Annotated in this window: 21 protein-coding genes and 1 pseudogene; 16 read left to right on the top strand and 6 right to left on the bottom strand. The window is 55.7% G+C overall.

What is annotated here, in order from left to right; genetic code table 11:
- Positions 1-9: 9 nt before the first annotated feature.
- From AC2FEB_RS00730 to AC2FEB_RS00715, 4 genes are read left to right on the top strand one after another with little or no spacing between them, the layout of a single operon-like run.
- Positions 10-1,368: an amidase gene (locus AC2FEB_RS00730; RefSeq protein WP_496670682.1), complete on the top strand. Its 1,359-nt coding sequence runs from the start codon at positions 10-12 to the stop codon at positions 1,366-1,368.
- The gene (locus AC2FEB_RS00725; RefSeq protein WP_496670684.1) at positions 1,365-2,885 is read left to right on the top strand and encodes an ABC transporter ATP-binding protein; all 1,521 of its coding nucleotides are present in this window, start codon (positions 1,365-1,367) and stop codon (positions 2,883-2,885) included. The genes AC2FEB_RS00730 and AC2FEB_RS00725 overlap by 4 nt, the downstream gene beginning before the upstream one ends.
- Positions 2,875-3,918 (top strand): ABC transporter permease, encoded by a 1,044-nt coding sequence (locus tag AC2FEB_RS00720; protein WP_496670687.1) that lies wholly within the window; start codon positions 2,875-2,877, stop codon positions 3,916-3,918. Before AC2FEB_RS00725 ends, AC2FEB_RS00720 begins: the two co-directional genes overlap by 11 nt.
- Positions 3,915-4,856, top strand: coding sequence for an ABC transporter permease (locus AC2FEB_RS00715; protein WP_496670689.1), 942 nt, complete (start codon positions 3,915-3,917; stop codon positions 4,854-4,856). The genes AC2FEB_RS00720 and AC2FEB_RS00715 overlap by 4 nt, the downstream gene beginning before the upstream one ends.
- A gap of 255 nt (positions 4,857-5,111) precedes the next feature.
- Here AC2FEB_RS00715 and AC2FEB_RS00710 read toward each other — a convergent pair whose 3' ends face one another.
- The 4 genes from AC2FEB_RS00710 to AC2FEB_RS00695 form a co-directional block, all read right to left on the bottom strand.
- Positions 5,112-5,855, bottom strand: a complete 744-nt coding sequence (locus AC2FEB_RS00710) for a hypothetical protein (RefSeq protein WP_496883786.1) — start codon at positions 5,853-5,855, stop codon at positions 5,112-5,114.
- 156 nt (positions 5,856-6,011) lie between these two features.
- On the bottom strand, positions 6,012-6,902 hold the full coding sequence (locus AC2FEB_RS00705; RefSeq protein ID WP_496670694.1) for a cation diffusion facilitator family transporter: 891 nt from the start codon (positions 6,900-6,902) through the stop codon (positions 6,012-6,014).
- Positions 6,903-7,060: 158 nt separating this feature from the next.
- Complete coding sequence (locus AC2FEB_RS00700) at positions 7,061-7,969, bottom strand: c-type cytochrome (RefSeq protein WP_496670697.1); 909 nt, start codon at positions 7,967-7,969, stop codon at positions 7,061-7,063.
- A 13-nt stretch (positions 7,970-7,982) separates the two neighbouring features.
- Positions 7,983-8,450, bottom strand: a complete 468-nt coding sequence (locus tag AC2FEB_RS00695; protein ID WP_496670699.1) for a c-type cytochrome — start codon at positions 8,448-8,450, stop codon at positions 7,983-7,985.
- An 86-nt stretch (positions 8,451-8,536) separates the two neighbouring features.
- Here AC2FEB_RS00695 and AC2FEB_RS00690 point away from each other — a divergent pair.
- Positions 8,537-8,704, top strand: a pseudogene (locus AC2FEB_RS00690) (helix-turn-helix domain-containing protein); the annotation flags it as partial.
- Positions 8,705-8,716: 12 nt separating this feature from the next.
- Positions 8,717-9,382, top strand: coding sequence for a LysR substrate-binding domain-containing protein (locus AC2FEB_RS00685; protein WP_496670983.1), 666 nt, complete (start codon positions 8,717-8,719; stop codon positions 9,380-9,382).
- A 459-nt stretch (positions 9,383-9,841) separates the two neighbouring features.
- Here the strand turns inward: AC2FEB_RS00685 and AC2FEB_RS00680 are convergent, their stop codons facing one another.
- Complete coding sequence (locus AC2FEB_RS00680; RefSeq protein WP_496883785.1) at positions 9,842-10,765, bottom strand: LysR family transcriptional regulator; 924 nt, start codon at positions 10,763-10,765, stop codon at positions 9,842-9,844.
- A gap of 118 nt (positions 10,766-10,883) precedes the next feature.
- On the opposite strand from AC2FEB_RS00680, the gene AC2FEB_RS00675 reads away from it, so the two are divergent.
- The 3 genes from AC2FEB_RS00675 to AC2FEB_RS00665 all read left to right on the top strand — a co-directional run bounded on the left by AC2FEB_RS00675 (position 10,884) and on the right by AC2FEB_RS00665 (position 13,516).
- Positions 10,884-11,504: a pyridoxamine 5'-phosphate oxidase family protein gene (locus AC2FEB_RS00675; protein WP_496670704.1), complete on the top strand. Its 621-nt coding sequence runs from the start codon at positions 10,884-10,886 to the stop codon at positions 11,502-11,504.
- Positions 11,505-11,568: 64 nt separating this feature from the next.
- Positions 11,569-12,549 carry an alpha/beta fold hydrolase gene (locus AC2FEB_RS00670; RefSeq protein WP_496670707.1) on the top strand — a complete coding sequence of 327 codons (981 nt, stop codon included), beginning with the start codon at positions 11,569-11,571 and terminating at the stop codon, positions 12,547-12,549.
- 55 nt (positions 12,550-12,604) lie between these two features.
- Entirely contained in the window at positions 12,605-13,516 is a 912-nt protein-coding gene (locus AC2FEB_RS00665; protein ID WP_496670708.1) for a PhzF family phenazine biosynthesis protein, read from the top strand.
- 276 nt (positions 13,517-13,792) lie between these two features.
- Here AC2FEB_RS00665 and AC2FEB_RS00660 read toward each other — a convergent pair whose 3' ends face one another.
- Positions 13,793-14,965 carry an adenylate/guanylate cyclase domain-containing protein gene (locus AC2FEB_RS00660; protein ID WP_496883784.1) on the bottom strand — a complete coding sequence of 391 codons (1,173 nt, stop codon included), beginning with the start codon at positions 14,963-14,965 and terminating at the stop codon, positions 13,793-13,795.
- Between the two features lie 719 nt (positions 14,966-15,684).
- Here AC2FEB_RS00660 and AC2FEB_RS00655 point away from each other — a divergent pair.
- From AC2FEB_RS00655 to AC2FEB_RS00625, 7 genes are all read left to right on the top strand, one after another.
- Positions 15,685-16,710 carry a LacI family DNA-binding transcriptional regulator gene (locus AC2FEB_RS00655; protein ID WP_496670713.1) on the top strand — a complete coding sequence of 342 codons (1,026 nt, stop codon included), beginning with the start codon at positions 15,685-15,687 and terminating at the stop codon, positions 16,708-16,710.
- Between the two features lie 94 nt (positions 16,711-16,804).
- Complete coding sequence (locus AC2FEB_RS00650; RefSeq protein ID WP_117873314.1) at positions 16,805-18,106, top strand: ABC transporter substrate-binding protein; 1,302 nt, start codon at positions 16,805-16,807, stop codon at positions 18,104-18,106.
- Positions 18,107-18,212: 106 nt separating this feature from the next.
- Positions 18,213-19,079 (top strand): carbohydrate ABC transporter permease, encoded by an 867-nt coding sequence (locus tag AC2FEB_RS00645; protein WP_117873316.1) that lies wholly within the window; start codon positions 18,213-18,215, stop codon positions 19,077-19,079.
- A 12-nt stretch (positions 19,080-19,091) separates the two neighbouring features.
- A complete protein-coding gene (locus AC2FEB_RS00640) occupies positions 19,092-19,922 on the top strand; it encodes a carbohydrate ABC transporter permease (protein WP_117873318.1) in 831 nt (276 codons plus the stop codon).
- Positions 19,923-19,934: 12 nt separating this feature from the next.
- Positions 19,935-20,939, top strand: a complete 1,005-nt coding sequence (locus tag AC2FEB_RS00635; RefSeq protein WP_496670717.1) for an ABC transporter ATP-binding protein — start codon at positions 19,935-19,937, stop codon at positions 20,937-20,939.
- On the top strand, positions 20,936-21,709 hold the full coding sequence (locus AC2FEB_RS00630; RefSeq protein ID WP_496670719.1) for an L-iditol 2-dehydrogenase: 774 nt from the start codon (positions 20,936-20,938) through the stop codon (positions 21,707-21,709). Before AC2FEB_RS00635 ends, AC2FEB_RS00630 begins: the two co-directional genes overlap by 4 nt.
- Positions 21,709-23,214: a mannitol dehydrogenase family protein gene (locus AC2FEB_RS00625; protein WP_496670721.1), complete on the top strand. Its 1,506-nt coding sequence runs from the start codon at positions 21,709-21,711 to the stop codon at positions 23,212-23,214. The genes AC2FEB_RS00630 and AC2FEB_RS00625 overlap by 1 nt, the downstream gene beginning before the upstream one ends.
- Positions 23,215-23,428: the final 214 nt, after the last annotated feature.

Genomic DNA, 23,428 nt, shown 5'->3' with positions numbered 1-23,428 from the left:
GGCGTTGACGTGACCGATGCCACGGCCCTTGCGGCTTCCATCATGGCGAGGCAGATCTCTGCCAGCGAGGTGATGGAGGCAAGCCTTTCCGCCTGCCACGCACAGGCAGATTTGGGGGCCGTGGTTTTTTTGGATGAAGACATGGCCCGCGCGGGGGCAAGGGCAGCGGACGTCTTGCCACCTGACAAGCGTGGGCCCTTTCATGGGGTTCCTTTTTTGGTCAAAGACCTCGGCGGATCTGCAAAGGGGCTGCCAGCCGCTGCGGGATCCGCGGCTATCCGGGCGCGAGGTCGAAAACCCGATAGAGACAGTCACCTATTGGGGGATCTACGCCAGACTGGCCTGATACCCTTCGGCTTGACCGCGACCCCTCCTTTCGGTCTTTCCCTGACATGCGAACCAGATGGCATCGCTGCTACTAGCAATCCATGGAACCCCGCGTTGACGCCCGGTGGTTCATCCGGCGGCGCTGCGGCAGCGGTCGCAGGTGGTATCGTTGCCATTGCCCATGCTACGGATGCGGCCGGGTCCATCAGAGTACCTGCCGCGTGCTGCGGTTTGACCGGGCTTAAGCCGTCTCGTGGTGCGGTGCCCGGAGGTCCTGATTTTGCCAATCACCTGATGGGGATAGCCTCTGAACTGGTGTTGGCACGGTCGGTCCGTGACGTGACAACCGCCCTTGGTGCCGTAGTCCAGCCAATGGCCCCGGTGCATCTGCCAGAACGCCCCCGTGTCGCGGTGGCATTGCCGGATCGTTGTGAAGCGGCCCAAAGCAAGGCCGCGAAAGATGCCGCCGACGCGCTGCGCGATGCTGGCTGTGAGGTGCGTGCCATCCGTTCTCCCGACGGGCTCGGGGTTGAGGCCCATGAAATTGCCCGAACCATATTGGCTGTTTCCTTGGCTGAGTGGCTCACTGCACTGGGGATCTCTGATGATCAGGTGCCCCCGCTTGCCGCCGCCATGGCTGCCGAGGGCCGTTCGACACCTGCCACCGTGCTTTTTGCGGCCGTGCGACAGCTGGCGCGGCTGACACATCGTTCTTGCCAGCTCTTCAGTTCCGCTGATGTCATCCTAATGCCGGTCCTCTCGTCTGCGCCGCCCATTGTCGGTACTTTGGACCTGTCTGGCGCTTCTCCTGATGAACACATGGCGCGGCTGGAGGCTTTTGCCCCAAACGCAGCACTTGCCAATGTAGCGGGCTTGCCAGCTTTGGCGTTGCCTTTTGGCATGGCAAATGGCCTTCCACTCGGTGTGCAACTGATCGGACCGCCCGGCGCGGATTTTGCGCTGCTGAAACTCGGCAAATTGATCGAGACCCGCGCGCCCGAACTTTCCTTTCCGTTCCCAATCGCAGGCCTGCCCGCATGACCAAGGTTCTGGAGCTACACAACATTACCAAGCGTTTTGGAACGCTTGCCGCCAATGATGATGTGACCCTTACACTGGCCGAGGGTGAAATCCTTGCGCTGTTGGGTGAAAATGGCGCCGGTAAAACGACGCTGATGAACATCCTGTTCGGTCATTACGCAGCCGATGAAGGCACTGTCAGGGTGTTCGGCAAAGAGCTGCCACCCGGCCTGCCGCGCGCTGCAATCGAAGTGGGTGTGGGGATGGTACACCAGCACTTCACGCTTGCCGGAAACCTCACGGTTCTGGAAAACGTCATTCTTGGTTCTGAACCCATGACGCGCGCACGATCCGCTCGGGCCGCCGCCCGCAAGAAATTGTTGCAGATCGCTGATCGGTTCGGTCTGCCCGTGAACCCCGATGCCAAGGTTCGGTCGCTGTCCGTGGGTGAGCGCCAACGGGTCGAAATTCTGAAAGCGCTCTACCGTGACGCTCGTATACTGATTCTGGATGAACCTACTGCCGTTCTGGCCCGGCCCGAGGCAATGCGCCTGTTCGAGACGCTGCGCGACATGACGAAAGAAGGTCTCTCGCTTATCTTCATCAGCCACAAACTGCATGAGGTTATGGCGGCTTCTGATCGTGTGGCCGTCCTTCGTGGCGGCAAGATGGTGGCGGAACGGAAAACCTCTGAGACCAACCCCGGTGAGCTGGCGGAACTGATGGTCGGCCGAAAAGTGGAACGCCCCGTACGTCAAGACCACGAGATCGGCGCTCCAGTTTTGATCGCACACGATGTGCGCGTGGAAGAAGACGGTGAGTTGCGGCTGGATGACGCGTTATTCACCGTCCACGCTGGTGAGATCCTTGGAGTCGTCGGTGTTTCAGGTAATGGGCAGGCTTCCCTTGGCGGTCTGTTGTCCGGATTGATCCACCCAAGCGCCGGGCAGTTGACACTCCTGAACAAGGATATCGGCCATCTGGGTCCGCGTGGCATGATCCAGGCTGGCGCTGGCAGGGTGCCCGAAGACCGTCATGCAGAAGGTGTCGTGGGTGAGTTGAGCCTGTGGGAAAATGCAGTTCTTGAACGACTGCGCACACCTGAGTTTTCGTACCGCGGCTTTGTCCGACAACGCGCCGCCCGAGAATACACCTCAGGGTTGATCGAACGTTTTGACATCCGGGGTGCCAGCCCGGACACGCGAACAAGGCTGCTGTCTGGCGGAAACATGCAAAAGCTGATCCTGGGACGGGTCCTGACCAACGGGCCGCGATTTGTGCTCGCCAACCAGCCGACGAGAGGCCTTGATGAAGGGGCAATTGCCGCAGTTCATGCCGAGCTTCTGGCCGCACGGGCCGAGGGTGCTGCGATCCTTCTCATTTCAGAAGAACTGGAAGAAGCCGTAGCTCTTTCAGACCGGATACAGGCGATCGTCAAAGGTCGTTTGTCGAAACCGATATCCGCTGATGAGGCTGACCCACAACGCCTTGGCCTGATGATGGCAGGTGTCTGGAAGGAAGATGACGATGCGGCTTGAACGACGCACACAAGTGCCGCTGCACCTTGTGGTTATCGCGCCGCTGGCCGCGATCTTTACCGCATTGCTTTTGGCTGCGGGCCTCATCGCGGCTGCGGGGGTAAACCCGCTTACGGCTTATAGTGAAATGCTGACTGGCGCACTTGGCTCACGCCTTGCGATTACCGAGATGCTGACCCGCGCCACGCCACTGATCTTCACCGGGCTTGCCGCTGCTGTCGCTTTTCGTGCGCGGCTTTGGAACATCGGCGGCGAGGGGCAGTTCTTTGTCGGCGCGCTGATTACCGCGTGGATCGGGCATTCACTCGGGGTTCCCGGATGGATTGGTATTCCGATTTTGATGCTGGCAGGCATGGCAGCGGGCGCGGCCCTGTTGGCAGGCCCCGCATTTTTGCGCCTGCGTTTCGGGGTGGATGAGGTGGTAACAACCCTACTGCTCAATTTCATAGTAATCCTTTTCGTCGGCCTCATGATCGAAGGCCCGATGCGCGATCCGTTGGCTTTTGGCTGGCCCTCTTCCGTACCCGTAGATGGTGATTTCCGATTGCCTGATCTGATCCCCCGCACGCGTCTGCATGTAGGGCTGCTTTTTGCCATCGCAGCGGCCGGTGCCGTTTGGCTGATCCTGGCGCGTACTGTTTTCGGGGCTGAAACACGCGCCGCAGGTTTTAACGCCAGTGCTGCTACCTTTGCCGGAATTTCTCTGCCCCGAACGATTATGGGTGTGGCTCTGCTTTCGGGCGCTTTGGCGGGGCTGGCAGGTTCCGTCGAAGTCTTGGGTGTTACAGCGGGGGTCACCACAACGATGAGCCCGGGATTCGGCTATGCCGGCATTGTTGTCGCGATGCTCGCCGCGCTGCATCCGGCCGGCGTGGTCGCCGCCGCCGTGTTCGTCGCCACTGTTTTTGTCGGGGCCGACGCCATGAGCCGCGCGACGGGCGTTCCCAGTTTCATTGCCGATGTGATCGTGGCGCTCTGTCTGCTCACCATGATCGTGGCCCTTCTTTTCACAACCTACCGGGTGCGCCGATGAATGAAGCAATTGATCTGCTGCTGAATACCAGTCTCTGGGCGTCCGTGCTGCGTATCGCAACGCCGCTCATATTTGGCGTCCTTGGTGCGTTGCTCTGTGAACGTTCAGGTGTGCTCAATTTGGGGATCGAGGGGATCATGACCATGGGTGCGATGAGCGGTTGGCTTGCCGTTTACCTGGGCGCACCTTTGCTGGTAGGCCTGATGATTGCCGCGATTTGCGGCGCGGTGATGGGATTGCTGCACGCCATGCTGACGGTTCCGCTTGGGTTGTCGCAACACGTGTCGGGGCTCGGCATCACGCTGTTTGCATCCGCGCTGGCCTATTACCTCTACAGGTTACTTGTTGAAGTGGGTGATCTGCCCCCGACAATAGAACCATTCCAGCCACTCGATCTTCCGGGTCTTTCCGATATCCCCATTTTGGGACCGATCCTGTTTTCCCAGGCTCTGCCGACTTATCTGGCGCTCTTGGCGGTGGCTGTGATGGCCTATGTCCTTGCTCGGACCCCGTTGGGACTGGCCATTCGCATGACTGGTGAAAACCCGCATGCGGTTGAGGCGCAGGGGTTGAACCCCATTCGCATCCGCATCGGTGCAGTCGTTGTCGGATCAGCCTTGATGGCAGTGGGAGGCGCTTTCCTGACGACAACGGCGTTCAACAGCTTCTTCCCGGGCATGGTTCAGGGGCGCGGTTGGATCTGCATAGCGCTTGTAGTCTTCGCAAGTTGGCGGCCCGGTAAGGCGCTGATCGGTGCCGTGTTGTTTGCGTTTTTTGATGCATACCAATTGCGGCTGCAAACAGCGATTGAAGGCGTACCATATCAGCTTTTCCTGATGGCGCCCTATGTGCTTTCCATAGTCGCGCTCGTTCTTGTCGCCCGCAGGGCCGAGGTGCCTGCTGCGCTGATGGCGCCCTATCGGCGCGGTGAACGTTAGGAACACGTTCACGGCCAGTGGATGACTGGTCATCCAAGCGAGAAAGGGGCAGGAAATACATGAGACATCGGGTCATGGCCGGTTACGACAGTTGTGCCTGTGCCTTTCGTGTTTGACGGGATCTGGCGTCAACACCTTGGGCAAGAGGCCATTGATCGCAATGCAGCGTGTCAATAGCCGGTGACAATGGCGATAAGAAAAGGCGGCCTCTGACGATGAAAAGCCGCCTTGTGACTTTCGACCTGACGTTGTTGCCTAGTTGGCTACCGACTGCAGTCTCCGTCGATCAGCGGCGGTTGCATTTCTCTCAACAACAGTACGGTTGAACGGGTCCTTCAGTTCGTAGCGGCCAAACTCGATCTCTTCCTTCCAGCCATTGGCATAGTTTACTTCAATGTTGTTGCCCTGACGTTCAACTTTCGTCGGGCGACTTCCCGCAGCACCTCCTTGGCCGGACGAGCGCACGTTGTCGACTGAGATACCATCTGCCAATGACCGGAGCCTCGAGACATCAGCGCCTGTAGCTGGCCTTTCTTCCAAAGTGCGATTCTGAGCATTCTTTCTTTCATATCGACCGTTTTCGATTTCTTCCTTGGTTCCATCGGCGTAGCGCACTTCGATGCCGTTCGCGTTGGTCTCAACCTTTGTTATCCTGGCTGACCGTGATGACCCGCCCCCTGCCCGGGACTGATCCTTTTTGCCGCTGCCTCGGTTCGAACGCTTCGAGTCGTCGTCATCATCGTCATCATCGTCGCGGTCACCACCGCTACCACTGTTGCCCGACCCCGAGTTGTCGTCCCGTTCGCCCCCACGATCATCCCCCCGATCGTCATCGCCACCACCCCCGTCTTTTCCGCTGCCACTTTTGGCAAAGGCATAGGCTGGTTTAAGTTGCAGGCGACCTTCCGCGTCAAACTTCGGTACGTAAGGCGTCGCAACAATCAACGAAGCCAGTGCTGCGGTGCTAAGAAGCTGGCCCAGTTTTCCTTGAAGTTTCATTTTTTCGCCTCCAGTTCTGTTCGACCCATCTCATGGTGCCAGTGACAGATTACCCAGGGCTTTGCTTCCCGACATCGGGCTTAGGTCTGATGAATTGCAGGCCAAACGTCCAAGCCAAAACCACGACGCCCGTCGTATTCGATTGCACCGAGTGGTTTAAGAAACTTGGCTCGGTTTTGCTCCGTTGCCTTTCAACTCGTCATCGGGTTCCAGATGAATAACAAAGACAGAACCAGGATAAACGCGTTCCAATGCCAGTTCGACTTCATTGCATATGTCATGCGCCGCGCTGACCGACATTGCGCCGTCCACAACGAGGTGGAACTCGACGAAAATGATATTTGCGGATCTGCGTCCCTTAAGGTCGTGACACTCCAGAGCGGCCCCCATATTGTTTTCAATGGTGCTGGAAACTACCTGCAAGTCATAGTCGGAAAGGCTTACATCCATCAGGCCATCAACGGACGCACGAATAACTTTCCATCCTTCCCACAGAATGTTCAGCGCGACGAGAATTGCAAGGATCGGATCAAGGATCAGCCAGCCAGTGACAAGCGCAAGTAAAAGCCCAACGACAACGCCAATTGATGTTATCACGTCGGTAAAGATGTGTCGGGAACTTGCCTGCAATGCAGGCGACCCCTCGCGCCTTCCGACCTTGAGCAACAAGTAAGCCCATGTACCATTCATGCCGGTTGCGATGATGTTGATGACAATTCCAAGCAGCGGCGCATCTTCAAGATGTGGGTCAGGCAGCGCCAACACTGCCTCTCTGATGATCAAAAAGGCGGCGAGCACAATCAACACGCCCTCAACGACGGCGGAAAGATACTCGGCTTTCTTGTGACCAAAGGGGTGGTTTTCGTCCGGTGGCTTGCTTGCAACCCGCACGGCGAAAAATGCAAGCAGCGCAGCGACTACGTTCACTGTGGATTCCATCGCGTCCGACAGCAGAGCCACTGAACCTGTCAGCCACCAAGCCAGTAATTTCAGGGCCAATACGGCTATGGAGATCGGGATGGACCAAAGAGCGAATTTCTGTGTCATTTGGCCAAGACCCTCGATCAAACGTCAACGAAAACTCGGGCGACAAGTGAGTTTTCGTGCTCAAGACCTAAAACAGGTGACGGAGACAAAGGGAAGAGAAGCGTTGGGTTTTCTGCCCAAAATCATCTGGGTATCCGCATTACAGCCTCAATCACCGGTCACTCTGATGAGGGCTCAATCGGCGGCACAGGAACGGCTTGGAGATAGGCGGCAATCGCCAAGCGCTCATCATCGCTCAATCGGGAAGTGTTCTCGATCACTTCAACCATTTCACCCCCGGCGCTGTCATAATCCGGTGTAAAGCCCGACTTCAGATACTCCGCGATGTCAGCTTCCGACCAATCGAGCTGATCTGCCGTGAGGCCGGGTATGCGGCCTTTCCCGCCAGGATTGGGCGCGCCTGTCAGCCAGAGGTCACGTTTCAAACCACCCAACCCGTTTCTTGGCGTGTGGCATTCGGCGCAATGTCCCAGCGCCTCTACCAGATATCGACCTTGAATTTGCTGGTCAGTCAGGTCGCCTTCTACAACCCAGCCCGGCTCCAGATACCACAGTTTCCATCCGCCCAGCCCCCGTCGAATGTTAAACGGGAAACCAACTTCATGCGGGAAGCTTTCAGTGGCAACTGCCGGTAGGGTGGCAAGGAATGCGTGGAGCGATGCGACGTCTTCTGTTGTCATATTTGAGTAAGATGTATAAGGAAAAGCCGGAAAATAGTGCTGTCCTTCGGGTCCGGTCCCATGAAAAAGTGCATTGGCCAGATCCAATGCGGACCAGGACCCGATACCTGCAACCGGATCACTGGAAATGTTCGGGGCTATGAACGTGCCGAATTCCGTCTCAAACCGACGACCACCAGCGAGTTCGAGCATTTCCTCGCCAGCGGCGTTCGGCGCAGAGTGGCAGGACGCACATCCCGCCGCGTAAAACACCACCTCACCTCTTTCGGGATCAGGTGTAACACTGTCCAGTAGGGTCTGATCAACTCTTTTCGGGCGGGTCAGCACCAGACCGAACAGCCCGACCAGAACTGCAATAACTGCGGCGAAAATGAATAAACGCCGCATGGCCAGCGCTCCTTTAGTCTTTTGGCGCCCTGTAAGCTTTGTGACATGCCGAGCACGATCCGCCCAGATCACCCATCGCCGCCTTCAGAGCATCGACATCTTGGCCTGCCGCTGCCTGCATCGCAACAGCGGCTTCGGCCATGGCCTGACCCTTCGCACTTACATCCGGGAAGTTTTCCCAGATGGCTGGCAACGCTCGGGTGGACGGGTCGGACGCATTGTCGGATCCGGCAGGCCACATCGCGGATTGATCGATCTGCGTCAGAACAACCAGGTTGTTTGCTGCCCGTGTTGCCGCATCGGCATCGTATTCCATCTCTCCCTTGGCCATGCCACCCAGAGTGCCAAGATTGAAGGCATAAAGCTTCATGATCGAGGTCCGAGCCTTGACCGCCGGATTTTCGCTTTCCTGGGCGATGGCTGATCCAATAACCGCCACCGACAACAAACCAGCCGCAACGGCCGAGAACTTCTTCATCATTGTGCGTCTCCCTGTTCAATGCGTCGAATACTAGACTGAACATTTTTTCTTGTAATTGTTTGATGTTCAGCGTTCCTTGTTAAATTATGAACAACCAGAACTGGGATGATTTTCGATACGCGCTAGCCGTAAGAAAATACGGGTCATTGAATGCGGCCGCTGGGGCCTTGGGTGTCACTCACGCTACGGTGTTGCGCAGAGTTGCTGCGCTTGAAGACCGTTTTGGATGCGTGATTTTTCAGAAAAGCCCATCAGGGTATTCTGCGTTGCCCGAAGCCAGAACAATTCTTTCGGCAATGGAAAGCGTTGAAGAGGCCGTGTTGTCCGTGGAGCGGGCAATTGTGGGTGCGAACCGGTCCCCTGCGGGTCATGTTCGCATTGCGTCCACTGACAGTCTTTGTCAGCTTGTATTGCCCCAAATACTAAATGAGATATCACAAATGTATCCCGGCTTGGAGCTGACGTTGTTAAGCGGCAACAACCACCATGATCTATCGAGGCTGACCGCGGACATCGCCGTACGACCTTCGATCAAACTTGAAGACGGGCTTGTCAGTGAACGTGCAGGAACACTGTCATTTGGCGTTTTTGACGACGGTTCCCCCAATAGAAAATGGATGAGGCTTGATGGGGCGTTGAGCCGCTCGCTCCCGGCCAAATGGTTGACCGAACATGTCAGCGCGAATGAAATGACCAATGGAGCAGATAGCTTCTTAGTGCTTCAGCAGATGGCGGTATCCGGGGTGGGCAAAGCCTTTCTACCCTCATTTATTGGCAATGCGGATCCTCGGCTCCATCGGTCGACAGAAATTGATCCCGGCCTTGATGTTCCACTTTGGGTAGCGACACTTGACGAAATAGCCCACACTCCGAGGTTTGCCATCGTGCAGCGAGCTTTGGTTGAACGCCTGTCCATTGCTCTGCCAGAGTGACAAATCACAAAGAACAGTCTAAAGGAGTCGCGGTTCCTCCGAGAACAGCTCTGTGGCCGAGGTGCTGATTGCCCAGAGCAGCTTTGAGCGAGCCCTGCACTAAATGCGGAGCCGCGAGAGCTTTTCTGTCCAAGCTCCACGCCTGAGCCCGGGTCTAGGCCGCGCTGATCGCGCACGATGCTTGGAACAAAACAGACTGAGCCGCAATCCAAACGTGATTGCATGCTCAATGCTGGCCCCATCGCTTCGAAAAGCGTGTGTACCCAGGATGTGAAATTTCAATTTCGCGCTGACAAATCCGGTGGGTGGCAAGCTTTGTTGCGCATGTCCGTTTATTGGCAGGCTTCCGCCCTCCCCGTACGGACGCATCCTAAAGGGTGTACCCAGAGCCATGTATCGGTCAGGACCGCAACGCGGGTCCGGCAACGGCCGAGTAACATGGCTCCGCGGATCTTAGGTCTAGCTTTCAGGCCTGAGTTTGAAACCATCCAAAAAGGGGTCGGACTTGAGACGCTTGGCCGCAAAATCAACAAACGCGCGCACCTTTGCAGACACGGTGCGGCCTTCTTGATGCACAAGATGGATGGGGACCTCGGGTGGTTCAAACGAATTCAGAACGGTCTTGAGCCGCCCGTCCGCAATGTAGGGTGCCACCTGATAGGACAAGAGCCGCCCGATGCCATGCCCTTTCAGGGCCAGCTCAATCACCGCGTCATTGGTGTTCATACTGATGCGCGGGCATACGCGTTTTGTCACGACCGTTTCGCCCTTTCGAAAATACCATTGGGCCGATGCGTGCAGGGCAGTTGAATTAATGATGGCGTGATTGGCCAGGTCGTCGGGTGTGTCGGGTTCGCCGTGCAAGTCGAGATATGATGGAGCCGCACACACGACCTGCCTCACCGCGCCGCATCTCACGGCCATCAGACTTGAATCTGCAAGGTTTCCAATTCTGATGCCGACGTCGAGGCCCTCATCAATCAGATTGACCACGCGGTCCACATAAAGCGTGCGCGAGGAGAGCTTTGGATACAGATCCAGAAATTCGCCCAGAATCGGAGTGACGAACATACGGCCAAACAACACCGATGAGGTCACACTGAGTTCTCCGGTCGGTTCGGCATAAGATCCAACGGCAGCACGCTCTGCCTCTTCAAGCTCCATCAGAATGCGTCTGGCATCTTCAAAGAATCTTCGCCCGCCATCAGTCAGCATAACCGAGCGCGTGGTACGCACAAAAAGACGAAGCCCCAGGCTGTCCTCCAGCATGGATACCAGCCGGGTTACTGTTGGTGGCGACATATTGAGGTGGCGTGCAGCGGCGGAGAAGCCATTCAGCTCGGCTACCTTCACGAAAACGCCTAATGCATGAAATCGATCCAAATAACTATTCCACTTTTTGGAATAATATATTGCCAAGTATCCGCATTCCGCAACGTAAATGCATTGACTAGCTTCATCCCAGCCCCAGGGCATCGCCCCGACCGAGATGGAGAATTCAATGTCACGTCCTTTTGCAGAAATCAGTTTTACGCCTTCCGTACGTGCAGCGCAGGCCAAAAACGGATCGGCTGACGGATATGCAACGTTTCTGGCAGGCTCCGTTCAGGAAGACCTCATCAGCCCGGTCGAGGCCAGCTTCATCGTACAAAGGGACGGCTTTTATCAGGCGACCGTCTCTGAAACCGGCTGGCCTTATGTTCAATTCCGCGGCGGACCGGCAGGCTTTCTGAAAGTGCTGGATGAACGGACGCTTGCCTACGCAGATTTTCGCGGCAACCGGCAATATCTCAGCACAGGGAACCTGGAGTGCAACGACCGCATCTCACTGATCCTGATGGACTATCCCAACCGGAGACGCCTCAAGATCTGGGGCCGGGCGAAACTTGTTGATGGCGCGGATGATCCGGCCCTGATGCAGCGTTTGAGTGTGCCGAATTACAGAGGCCACCCGGAGCGGGCCATTGTGATCAAGCTTGAAGCGATGGACTGGAACTGCCCGCAGCACATTCCCCAACGCCTGACCATGGAAGAACTTGAAGAGCATCTGGCACCGCTTCGCAATGAACTGGCAGCACTGAAGGCTCAAAACGCAGAGCACGAAGGAAAGCCCGGTCAGTAAAGCTGACTGATGCTGAACCCCGCGCGTTCAGACGCACCCCGGAACCCCAAGAAAGGAAATACTCATGTTGCGCAATCTGAAATCCATCCTGAGCGCCAGTATTCTCGCGCTTTCCGTCGCGATGCCATTCGCACCGGCCCCTGCAATCGCCAAGGAGAACGGAGTTGAAGTTACACAAGCCGTCAACTTCCGCACAGAAAAAATCGGCGAGGTCAATATCGCCTATCGTGAGGCCGGAGACCCGAGCAGGCCCACCGTCCTGTTGCTTCACGGTTTTCCGACCTCCTCACATATGTTCCGTAACCTTATCCCTGAACTGGCCAAGCATTATCACGTGATCGCGCCCGACTTTCCCGGATTTGGGGCGTCGGACATGCCGAAAGCCGAGAATTTCGAGTATTCCTTTGCGAATATCGCGGAAATCATGACGTCTCTGCTGGATAAGAAGGGTGTCGATCAATACGCAGTCTATCTGATGGACTACGGTGCCCCGGTTGGATTCCGGATGTTTGCGGAACAGCCCGAACGGGTCACCGGCTTCGTCATTCAGAACGGCAATGCGTATGAAGAAGGGCTGCGCGAATTCTGGGACCCAATCAAGGCCTATTGGGCCGACCCTTCGAAAGAGAACGGCGACCAGCTTCGTGGTTTTCTTACTCTGGATGCGACCAAGTGGCAGTTCACCCACGGTGTACAGAAGCCGGAACTGATCAGCCCGGATAACTATTGGCACGTCCAATACCTGCTTGACCGCGAAGGCAATCAGGAGGTTCAGCTTGAACTTTTCCTGGACTACGGCACCAACGTTGCCGAGTACCCAGAATGGCAGGCGTTGTTTCGCGAGCATCAACCACCTGCGCTGCTGATGTGGGGTAAGAATGATCACATCTTTCCCGCCGAAGGCGCCCTGCCCTATCAACGTGATCTAAAAGATATTGAGTTTCACCTGCTTGATACGGGACACTTCGCGCTGGAAGAGTATGGGCTCGAGATTGCGGAACAGATGACTGCATTCCTGAACCGTATAACTGCCGCAGGTAACTGATGCGCAACTGGCCGCGCCTCGATCAAAGGCGCGGCCTCATGTTTGGAGACGATCAATGAGCACGCAAGCAAAAACTGCCAAGGAAGTAACGGTTGAAATAGTGCATGGGTTTGTCGACGGTGGCACCGGAGGAAATCCCGCAGGCGTCGTCCTGGACGCTGACGAATTGAGCGAGCAAGATATGCAAGCCGTGGCGGCAAGGGTTGGGTTGTCCGAGACGGCGTTTGTCTCCCGGTCTGAGACTGAAGGCTTCAAGCTGGATTTCTTCACACCAAACCGGCGCATCGCTCATTGCGGTCATGCAACAATCGCCACCTTCTCTCACCTCGATGCGCTAGGCCGGATCCCCAAGCCCGATACGTCCAAGGAAACAGTTGATGGCCCCAGGCGCATACTCATGAAAGACGGCGCCGCCTATATGGAACAATTGGCCCCACGCTATTCGGGTGCTCAGGAATGGATCGAAAAGGGCGTGAAACTCGACGATGTACTGAACTCCCTTGGGATCGACGATACACAACTTGACCGGAGGTTCCCTCCAGTTCTGGCCAATACCGGCAACAGCTTCATCGTCGTCGGCCTCTCTGATGCCGAAAGTCTTGCCAAAGTCACACCAGATTTCGCCAAAATCGCGCAAATCAGCGAGCAACTGGATCTGATTGGCTATTATGTCTTCACAAAAGACCCCTCAGCAACAAGCCGGGACGCCACAACCCGCATGTTCGCACCCAGATACGCGATAGATGAAGAAGCCGCTACGGGAATGGCGGCCGGGCCACTTGCATGCGTGTTGCATGATTTCGGCGGCGTGTCTCGGCGATCATTTGAAATCGAACAAGGAGTGTTTATGAACCCGGCAAGCCCGAGCCTGATAAAAGTCGATCTGGACATCGAGAATGGCGCAATCACGGGCCTCATGGCGGGTGGCTACGGAAAAGCCATGAACGCGGCCCGGATTGCTTTGTGACGCGAAAAGGCCAGGTGTTTCCGCGGAAACAGTCTCAGTTTCGCCCAGGCTCTTGAGCTCGAATACGTCTCGTCAAAGGCCGCCTGCGACGGCACCATACTCAGCGCAGTGCGTGGCCCGATCTCATGAACCGGTCTGCGCGCTGCCGACCTTTGCAATGAGAATACCTGGTTGCCCTCAGCCCAAATCGCAATCAGCCATTCCGGACAACGTAGAAGCTTACGGCTCTCAATCTGTCTTGTCCGGATCGATACGCCGATCTGAGGTGGGACCGCCTTAATGTTCCTTCTCGACGAGAGAAAACAACGCGATGTATCCGGCAAGTCCTCTAACTTCGTGAAATCCACAAGCAGAGAACAGTTCGGGCGAAGCAGCGGCAACGGCTGATGTCGCCAGAGCTCTGCGACCTAAGGATTTCGTCAAACCCTCAATACGGCTTGCGAGGTTGACTGCTCTACCCAGAACAGTGAAATCCAGCCTGCCGGGACTTCCGATGTTGCCATAGCTTACCTGCCCAACATTGATCCCAATGCCTACGTCCAACGGCGGCTTCTGAGCCTCATCGCGGCGATGGTTGAGTGCGGTCAAGCCGGTCAATACGCTTTGAGCGGCCAGTGCTGCCTTTTTGCATTGGTCATTCAAATCTTCCTGGGTTGCGATGGTGAAGATCGACAGAATGCCGTCTCCCATGAACTTGAGAATATCGCCGCCATTTTCTTCCACAGACTGCACGACCAGATCGAAATACTCACTCAACGTGTCAAAAACGTCTTCTTCGGATGCTTTATCTGAAAGAGCGGTGAAACCTCGCAGGTCAGAGAACATGACAACTGCATCAAGGGTCGTGCGTTCCCCTCGCTTGATCCGCCCGTCCCATACAGCATCAGAAGGCCCATCGCCAAGATATGTTCTTAGAAGACCCTTGGACGACTTGCGCATGGTGACAGGTTCCAGAGCAGAAGACAGGCCGGGCAGTGCATCTTCAATCATTTTCAGATGCCGGGGCGAAAACCCTTCTGACGACTGGGTGACAAAAGTGCAGCCGTGCAGCGATCCATCTCCGTAGTATAGCAGCGTAGCATAGTAATCGGTGCCACCCAGCTCAGCGAAATCAAGATAAGAAGAGTGCTCGGTTTTGGGATCCAGTTGCCGCAGACCTTTGTGAAGTGGCCTCCTCTGCTCCAGAATGTATTCGAACGAGCTCCCGACATACCCATCCGTCAACATCGTCTCATGTGTCACATCGTAACTTTCGGTCCCATCAGGTGTCCAAACGATCCCCCATGCGATGAGCAACGGATTGGCGAAGCGCTGACCGATATTGACCCGCCAGAGTGGCACACCGGCCTCGATCAAAGACGAGCAAAAATGTGACACTACCTTTTCGGGGTCACCTGAGCGACGCCCTTCTGCAATCATCCAATTGGTCAGTTGGGCAATTGCATCCATTGTTTAAAACCAATCGCTTAGATAAGATTGCCGAGAACTCTGGCTCATTGTTCGATCATATTATTCTAGTCTTTTTCTCAATCCATCCAAGCCTACATCTTTGGTCCATGGGTATAGACCGCGGGTCCCAGCTGTACGCGCCAAAATGGCCTCAACGGATTTTCCTACTCCATGTGTCTGTCGGACCGGTTCATAGACGTCGGCACGACAGCATAGGCTTCTGATGGCACGAGGTATTTGTCCAGTGCAGCCTCAAGATTGTATTTGTCCAGTGCAGCCTCAAGATTGTCGATTCTCGCTAAGAACTGAACCCGTGGTCCCCCAAGACTTGACCCATGTTTGTTAACGCACCAAGTGGTCTCAAGCCGTTTTAATCCCTTGGCAGATGATATGAGATTTTCGAATACATCTGTCGGAGCCAAAACGGGAAAAACCTTGTGATCTTAGGTGCAGTTTGGTCCGACCGGGAAAGCGCCTGCGACGTGGCCAACTTTCGGTTGGGCGATGTGAAACTCATTGAGGATTTGCACGTATTCGATCGTTATCTGCATAGGCAATTTCGACCACCGATGTTGCGGCATCGATCCCGAGATTCTGTTGAACTCTTTGCGACGTGTCGGTTGCGTGAGGTTGCTCTGGCTATTGATTTTTTAGCGCGCGCAAAGAATATGTAAAACTATGATAAGTTCATGGCGAACAAAACCAGCAGGCAGACTGGCATGACCAAGATAAAGAATATGGAAGAGTTTGCGGCCCTCAGCGGTATCTCGCGACCCACGGTTTCCAAATATTTCCACGATCCCGACAGTGTTCGCCCCACAACGCGGAGTCGTATCGAAGAAGCGTTGGAGCGGTTTGACTATCGCCCCAACATTTATGCGGTCAACCAGAACCGGAAGCTGACCAAGAATATCGGAATCGTCGTGCCCTATCTGGCTGATCCGTTCTTTGCCGAAATCGCGCGCTATTTGGAACAAAGCTGTATCGCAGCGGGATATCGCCCGTTCCTGTTCAGCTCTCATGGTGAGCAAAAACTGGAAACCGAAATTCTGGACGGCTTGCAATCCATGAAGCCAGCCGGGGTTCTTTTGGCACCTTTGGGGCGCATTTCGGACAGATCAGCAATAGAGAAATTCTGCGCCAACGTACCCACAGTTTTGTTCGACAGTAACTTGGATGGTTTAGGGGCCGCATTCGTAGGTTCCGACAACTTCAGCTTTGTCTCACAAACCGTTGAATACATGACCCGTACCGGTGAACCGCCCTCGTTCTTCGAAATGCGCACTCCTGCGAACCCAAATGCCAACAAACGAAGGAAAGCCTACATCGAAGTGATGGAGCGCCTCGGATTTGAACCGCATATAATCAAAGTCGACGGCAAAGGTTGGGCGTTTGAAGAAATCGGCCAAAGAGGCGCACTGAACGTTCTGGGGGAACGTGGATTGCGAACCAACTCGGTGTTGTGCAGCAATGATCGCCTGGCCATCGGCTTTCTTGCAGCTTGCTACAAACAGGGGATTCGAGTCGGTCGGAATGACGATTGCAAGTTGCGTGTGGCGTCAAATGATGACCACCCTTTCGCGCAGTTTACTTGCCCATCCCTGACAACGGCTGCGCATGACTACGACAATGTCGCCGACCGCAGTGTGAAAACACTGTTCCAACTCATTGAAAGTGGAGGGAAATTCAAAACGAGATCTGAAACGTTGTTCCCTGCAAGACTAGTTTTGAGGGATTCCGCGTAATCTTAAAAATTAACGCGCGTAAAGTTTTTATTGACGCCGCGACAATTTTTGCATTACGTTCTCTGCACGACATCCAAGCTCAGGGAGGACAGGGATGTATTTGAGAAACGCACTTCGTGCGGCGACTGCAATGACACTCGTCGCGACGGCAGCAGCTCATGCGGATACCTTAACAATAGCGACCGTGAACAACGGCGACATGATCCGGATGCAGGGCTATACCGATAAATTCACCGAGGCGACCGGAATTGACGTCGAATGGGTGACGTTGGAAGAAAACGTGCTGCGTCAGCGCGTAACGACCGACATCACGACCAAAGGCGGTACGTTCGACATCATGACAATCGGCATGTATGAGACGCCGATCTGGGGCGCGAACGGCTGGCTGGTGCCGCTGGATGGCCTGTCCGAAGAATACGACGTTGGTGACATTCTGCCAGCGATGGCAGGTGGGTTGAGCCATGACGGAACGCTTTTCGCGGCACCGTTTTATGGTGAAAGCTCGATGATCATGTACCGCACTGACCTTATGGAAAAGGCGGGCATGGAAATGCCGGATGCGCCGACCTGGCAGTTCATCAAAGAGGCCGCCGCCGCGATGACCGACCGCGACGCCGAGATCAACGGCATCTGCCTTCGCGGCAAAGCCGGTTGGGGTGAAGGCGGAGCCTTTATCACTGCGATGTCCAATTCATTCGGCGCCCGCTGGTTCGACGAAGAATGGAAGCCCCAGTTCGATCAGCCCGAGTGGGCAGACACGCTGAATTTCTACGTTGAAATGATGAACGAATCCGGTCCTGCCGGCTATGCCACCAATGGGTTCAACGAAAACCTGTCGCTGTTCCAGCAAGGCAAATGCGGCATGTGGATCGACGCGACAGTTGCGGCGTCTTTCGTGACCAACCCTAACGACTCTACGGTCGCAGATCACGTAGGATTTGCGCTGGCACCCGACACTGGATTGGGCAAGCGGTCCAACTGGCTTTGGGCGTGGGCACTGGCTATTCCTGCTGGCACACAGCAAGAAGATGCTGCCAAGCAATTCATCGAATGGGCGACCTCAAAGGACTACATTGAGTTAGTGGCCGAAAGCGAAGGGTGGGCAAACGTTCCCCCGGGTGCACGTACGTCTCTGTACGAGAATCCGGAATACCAAAAGGTTCCGTTCGCCAAGATGACACTGGACTCAATCCTGTCAGCTGATCCGAACAGCCCGACGGTAAAACCCGTCCCGTATGTTGGCATCCAGTTTGCCGCGATCCCGGAATTCGCAGGCATTGCCACACAGGTGAGCCAGGAGTTCTCGGCGGTATATGCCGGACAGCAAACGGTTGAGGAAGCACTTGCCAAAGCGCAGGCTTTCACAGCTGAAGAAATGGAAGCCGCCGGTTACTGAGGCATCCTCCCAACGGGTGGGCAGAGGTCTGCCCCCCGTTCAACCCTTCCACAATTCGCGTTTTTCTCGCAGGCTGAGTTACGCCTGAACAGAGAGGGTTTGCGTTATGGCTACTCAACAATCCCGATCAGTTGCCCGCCTGATGATGGCACCCGCAGTGGTCCTGCTGCTTGGCTGGATGCTCGTGCCTCTGACGATGACGCTGTATTTTTCTTTCAAGAAATACCTGCCGCTGCGTGGAGGTGATCTGGGTTGGGTCGGGTTCGACAACTACGTTCGTTTCGTATCCTCCAGTTCCTTCTGGCCTGCAGTTCAGGCGACTTTGGTAATCGTTGGCGGCGTGCTGGTGATTACGGTCGTTCTGGGCATTCTGCTGGCCATGCTGCTGGATCAGCCCATGTGGGGACAGGGCGTTGTCCGCATCCTTGTGATTGCGCCATTCTTTGTCATGCCGACCGTATCAGCGCTGGTCTGGAAAAACATGTTCATGGACCCGGTGAACGGTTTGCTGGCCCATCTGTGGCGCTTTTTCGGGGCTGAGCCGATTTCGTGGCTGTCCGAGGCGTCGATGACTTCGATCGTCATGATCGTTTCGTGGCAATGGCTGCCCTTTGCAACGCTGATCCTGCTGACCGCTATCCAATCTCTGGACAGTGAACAGCTGGAAGCGGCCGAAATGGATGGCGCGCCGCCGCTGAAACGCTTTTATCACATCATCCTGCCGCATCTTGGTCGCGCCATAACGATTGTGATCCTGATCCAGACGATTTTTCTATTGTCGATCTTCGCCGAGATTTTCGTGACCACCGGCGGCGCCTTCGGCACCCGTACACTGACCTACATGATCTTCCAGCGCGTTTTGGAAAGCCAAAACGTTGGCCTCGGATCTGCCGGTGGTGTCTATGCAATCATCCTTGCCAATATCGTTGCCATCTTCCTGATGCGCATTGTCGGCAAAAACCTGGACGCGTGAGGAGACAAAACCATGGCCCGCACCGTCACGACACAACGCAAAACACTAAACACTGCCTTTGCCTGGGCCGTAGGTCTGCTGATCTTCTTCCCAATCCTCTGGACGATCCTGACCAGCTTCAAGACCGAGGCGCAGGCGATTGCAAGCCCACCGATCTTCCTCAACTTCGACTGGACGCTCGAAAATTACGCCATCGTGCAAGAGCGCTCGGATTACATGCGGTTCCTGTGGAATTCGGTCATCATCGCAGGCGGATCGACCGTTCTGGGTGTGATCGTGGCGATACCCGCAGCCTGGGCGATGGCGTTTGTTCCGTCCAAACGCACCAAGGACATTCTGTTGTGGATGCTGTCCACAAAGATGTTGCCTGCAGTTGGTGTTCTGTACCCGATTTACTTGCTGTTCATTCAGCTGGGTTTGCTGGACAGTCGCGGTGGGCTGGTCGTGGTGCTGATGCTGATCAACTTGCCGATCATCGTCTGGATGCTCTACACCTATTTCCGCGAAATTCCCGGAGAGATCTTGGAAGCGGCGCGCATGGACGGCGCGACTTTGAAAGAGGAAATCCTCTACGTTCTGACCCCAATGGCCATTCCCGGCATCGCATCAACCGTTCTGTTGAACTTCATTCTGGCCTGGAACGAGGCATTCTGGACGCTGAACTTGACTGCCGTTGATGCTGCACCGCTTACGGCCTTCATCGCCAGCTATTCCAGCCCGGAAGGTTTGTTCTTTGCCAAGCTCAGCGCGGCGTCGACCATGGCGATTGCACCTATTCTGATCCTCGGCTGGTTCAGCCAGAAACAACTTGTCCGCGGCCTGACCTTCGGCGCTGTGAAATAAGGAACACGACTCATGGGACGTATACAACTCAAGTCTGTGACCAAGAAATTTGGCGACGTTGAGGTTATTCCACCCTTGGACCTGACCATTGAAGATGGCGAATTCACCGTTTTCGTCGGCCCATCGGGTTGTGGCAAGTCCACGCTCCTGCGCCTGATCGCGGGGCTGGAGGATATCACCAGCGGCCACATAGAAATCGATGGCGCAGATGCAACAGACGTGCCGCCCGCCAAACGAGGACTGGCTATGGTGTTCCAGTCTTATGCGCTTTACCCGCATATGACCGTTCGCAAGAACATCGCATTTCCGCTGCGCATGGCGAAACTAGATCAGGCTGAAATCGACAGGCGGGTTGAGGGCGCGGCCAGTGTCTTGAACCTGACCGACTACCTGGATCGCCGCCCGGGCCAGTTGTCCGGTGGTCAGCGTCAGCGCGTCGCCATTGGTCGGGCCATTGTTCGTGAACCCGCTGCTTTCCTGTTCGATGAACCGCTCTCCAACCTCGACGCAGCACTGCGGGTCGGCATGCGGTTGGAAATCAGCGAACTGCATGAACGCCTCGCCACAACGATGATATACGTGACCCACGATCAGGTAGAAGCCATGACGATGGCCGATAAGATTGTTGTACTGCAAGCCGGTGTGATCGAACAAGTAGGCAGCCCGCTGGAGTTATATCGGACGCCGCGCAACCTGTTTGTAGCGGGGTTCATTGGTTCACCCAAGATGAACTTCATCGAAGGACCGGAGGCCGCAAAACACGGGGCCCAAACGATAGGTATTAGACCGGAACACATTGCAGTTTCGGAAACCGAAGGAGAATGGTCCGGGGTCGTCAGCGTCTCGGAACACCTTGGTTCGGACACATTTTTCCATATCCACGAAACCGGATTGGCTGAAACGATTACCGTGCGTGCAGACGGCGAGGTCGGTTTCCGTCATGGGGATCGCATACACCTGACACCACGCGCCGATGTGATCCATCGATTTGACGCAGACGGCCTGCGGATCGAATGAAACGTCTGACGGGCAAAACAGCCCTGATCACTGGGGCAGCGCGGGGCATTGGATTGGCATTTGCCAGGGCCTATGTGGCAGAGGGTGCGCGCGTCGCCGTCGCCGACATCGACTTCCGGCGCGCGCAGGACGTAGTCGCCGATATTGGCGCGGCGGCTTTCGCTGTCGAGATGGACGTGACCAACCAGCTGAGCATTGATCAGGCTGTAGCAAAAACCGCGACCCAATTCGGCCCGATTGACATTTTGATCAACAACGCAGCTATCTTCACCGCCGCACCAATCGTTGAGATTGAACGCGCCGACTACAATCGCGTTTTTGACATCAACGTCGCGGGTGCGCTGTTTACGATGCAGGCAGTTGCCAAACATATGATCGAGCACGGAACCAAAGGCCGAATTATCAATATGGCCTCGCAGGCGGGACGAAGGGGCGAACCTTTGGTTGCTGTCTACTGCGCCAGCAAGGCGGCGATCATATCCCTTACCCAATCGGCGGGGCTGAACCTGATCTCTCATGGGATCAATGTAAACGCGATTGCCCCCGGTGTCGTCGATGGCGAACATTGGGACGGCGTGGACGCCTTTTTTGCAAAGCATGAAGGCAAGCCCCTTGGCCAGAAAAAGCGTGAAGTGGCGGCAGCTGTTCCATATGGCCGGATGGGGCGCGCGGAAGACCTGACAGGCATGGCGGTTTTTCTGGCCTCTGACGAGGCCAAGTACATCGTCGCGCAGACTTACAATATCGACGGCGGAAACTGGATGAGCTGATGGACCCTGTGGCGAACGCGAAATCTCCTACACTGCTGCGGCAAGACCGCCTTTCAGATCTGCCAACAACCGTGAAGACCCCGAAGTATGAACGTTCGGATCTGACGCCGGGCATCGTTCATATTGGATTGGGTAACTTCCATCGCGCGCATCAGGCCTGGTATATTCACCAGCTCATGCAACAGGGGCAGGCCCATGACTGGGCGATCGTCGGGGCGGGTGTGCGAAGCTATGACGCCGCTATGCGAGAGCGACTGCTTGAACAGGACTGCCTTACAACGCTGATCGAGTTGGGTCCAAAAGGAATGTCTGCTGAGGTGATTGGCCCAATGATCGATTACCTGCCGATCGAGGAAAACAACGCCGCCCTCATCCAGGCGATGGCCGCCCCGGCTACTCGGATTGTTTCGCTGACCGTTACCGAAGGTGGATATTTTCTGGATGCCAACAACGGCGCCGTCGATACTGATCACGCTGACATTCGTCATGATGCAGATAACCCCAATCAGCCCCGTACGGCCTTCGGTGCGATGGTTGCGGCCCTCAGACAACGGCGCGCCGAGGGCTTGAAGCCGTTTACGGCGCTCAGTTGCGATAATCTTCAAGGCAACGGATCAATTTTGCGAAACTGTATTGTCGGATTGGCGCGCATGTCCGACCCGGAACTGGCCAGCTGGATTGACAGGAATGGCGCGTTCCCGAATTCAATGGTGGATTGCATCGTGCCAGCAACGACTGACCAATTGGTTTCGCAATGCCATACCCTTGGGGTCGATGACAAAGCGCCCGTCTCGCATGAGAACTTTCGCCAATGGGTAATCGAGGATGCCTTCTGTGCCGGGCGCCCACCTCTCGAAAAAGTCGGAGTAACACTGACCCACAACGTTCATAGTTACGAGAAAATGAAGTTGCGCATTTTGAACGGAGGTCATCAACTGGTCGCAAATGTCGGAGAAATACTGAATGTTCCGACGATTGCCGACTGCATGAAGGACCCGGCCATCGTGGCATTCTTTGGAAAAGTGCAAGCTGAAGAAATCCTGCCTCATGTCGAAGCCGTTCCCGAAACAACTGCGCAAGAGTACCTTGAGTTGGTTGAGAGGCGATTTGCAAACACTGCGATTCACGATACCACACGCAGGGTCGCATTCGACGGATCGGCGCGACATCCGGGATTCTTGCTGCCTTCGCTGCGCGATGCACTTGCATCAGATTCTTCTGTACACGGGCTCGCGCTTGCCGAAGCGTTCTGGTGTCGGATGAGTGCGGGTGTTCGTGAAGATGGCTCCGAGATTACTCCTAATGACCCCCAGTGGGAAAGCCTGAACAGAACAGCGCTGGCGTCCAAAACCGAACCTGAGCTTTGGCTGGAGCAGGGTTTCTACAGCGGTGACTTTGGAGTCAGCCCACACTTTTCCAAAGCCTTCGCCCGCTGGCTGACGCTGATATGGCAGCGTGGCAGCCGAGTCGCCATTGCTGAGTATGTCGCCAACGGTTCAACGTAGCAAATCGCTCTCGGCGCTCAGTTCGATCGGTGTGCATGAACCGCGGTTTCTGGCTTTTGGAACTTTATCTGATGTCAGCGCAAATGGAACGCGTAATCAGGCGAAAGACGTGTGGATACCACCTTCGGCGATCCTGACTGATACAAAAACACTGGAAATCCCCCCCCGACAGAGCCTGCAAGGCAAGTCTTTGCGGGGATAAGAAAAACCTACC

Source organism: Ruegeria sp. YTSC106, from assembly GCF_059609765.1.
Note: the sequence above shows the minus strand (reverse complement) of the source record. Positions and strands in the feature narration are given on the sequence as shown.

Coding starts and splice junctions, on each gene's coding strand:
- AC2FEB_RS00725 (WP_496670684.1), top strand. CDS start 1,365: ATGACCAAGGTTCTGGAGCTACACAACATTACCAAGCGTTTTGGAACG.
- AC2FEB_RS00720 (WP_496670687.1), top strand. CDS start 2,875: ATGCGGCTTGAACGACGCACACAAGTGCCGCTGCACCTTGTGGTTATC.
- AC2FEB_RS00715 (WP_496670689.1), top strand. CDS start 3,915: ATGAATGAAGCAATTGATCTGCTGCTGAATACCAGTCTCTGGGCGTCC.
- AC2FEB_RS00710 (WP_496883786.1), bottom strand. CDS start 5,855: ATGAAACTTCAAGGAAAACTGGGCCAGCTTCTTAGCACCGCAGCACTG.
- AC2FEB_RS00705 (WP_496670694.1), bottom strand. CDS start 6,902: ATGACACAGAAATTCGCTCTTTGGTCCATCCCGATCTCCATAGCCGTA.
- AC2FEB_RS00700 (WP_496670697.1), bottom strand. CDS start 7,969: ATGCGGCGTTTATTCATTTTCGCCGCAGTTATTGCAGTTCTGGTCGGG.
- AC2FEB_RS00695 (WP_496670699.1), bottom strand. CDS start 8,450: ATGATGAAGAAGTTCTCGGCCGTTGCGGCTGGTTTGTTGTCGGTGGCG.
- AC2FEB_RS00675 (WP_496670704.1), top strand. CDS start 10,884: ATGTCACGTCCTTTTGCAGAAATCAGTTTTACGCCTTCCGTACGTGCA.
- AC2FEB_RS00670 (WP_496670707.1), top strand. CDS start 11,569: ATGTTGCGCAATCTGAAATCCATCCTGAGCGCCAGTATTCTCGCGCTT.
- AC2FEB_RS00665 (WP_496670708.1), top strand. CDS start 12,605: ATGAGCACGCAAGCAAAAACTGCCAAGGAAGTAACGGTTGAAATAGTG.
- AC2FEB_RS00660 (WP_496883784.1), bottom strand. CDS start 14,965: ATGGATGCAATTGCCCAACTGACCAATTGGATGATTGCAGAAGGGCGT.
- AC2FEB_RS00655 (WP_496670713.1), top strand. CDS start 15,685: ATGACCAAGATAAAGAATATGGAAGAGTTTGCGGCCCTCAGCGGTATC.
- AC2FEB_RS00650 (WP_117873314.1), top strand. CDS start 16,805: ATGTATTTGAGAAACGCACTTCGTGCGGCGACTGCAATGACACTCGTC.
- AC2FEB_RS00645 (WP_117873316.1), top strand. CDS start 18,213: ATGGCTACTCAACAATCCCGATCAGTTGCCCGCCTGATGATGGCACCC.
- AC2FEB_RS00640 (WP_117873318.1), top strand. CDS start 19,092: ATGGCCCGCACCGTCACGACACAACGCAAAACACTAAACACTGCCTTT.
- AC2FEB_RS00635 (WP_496670717.1), top strand. CDS start 19,935: ATGGGACGTATACAACTCAAGTCTGTGACCAAGAAATTTGGCGACGTT.
- AC2FEB_RS00630 (WP_496670719.1), top strand. CDS start 20,936: ATGAAACGTCTGACGGGCAAAACAGCCCTGATCACTGGGGCAGCGCGG.
- AC2FEB_RS00625 (WP_496670721.1), top strand. CDS start 21,709: ATGGACCCTGTGGCGAACGCGAAATCTCCTACACTGCTGCGGCAAGAC.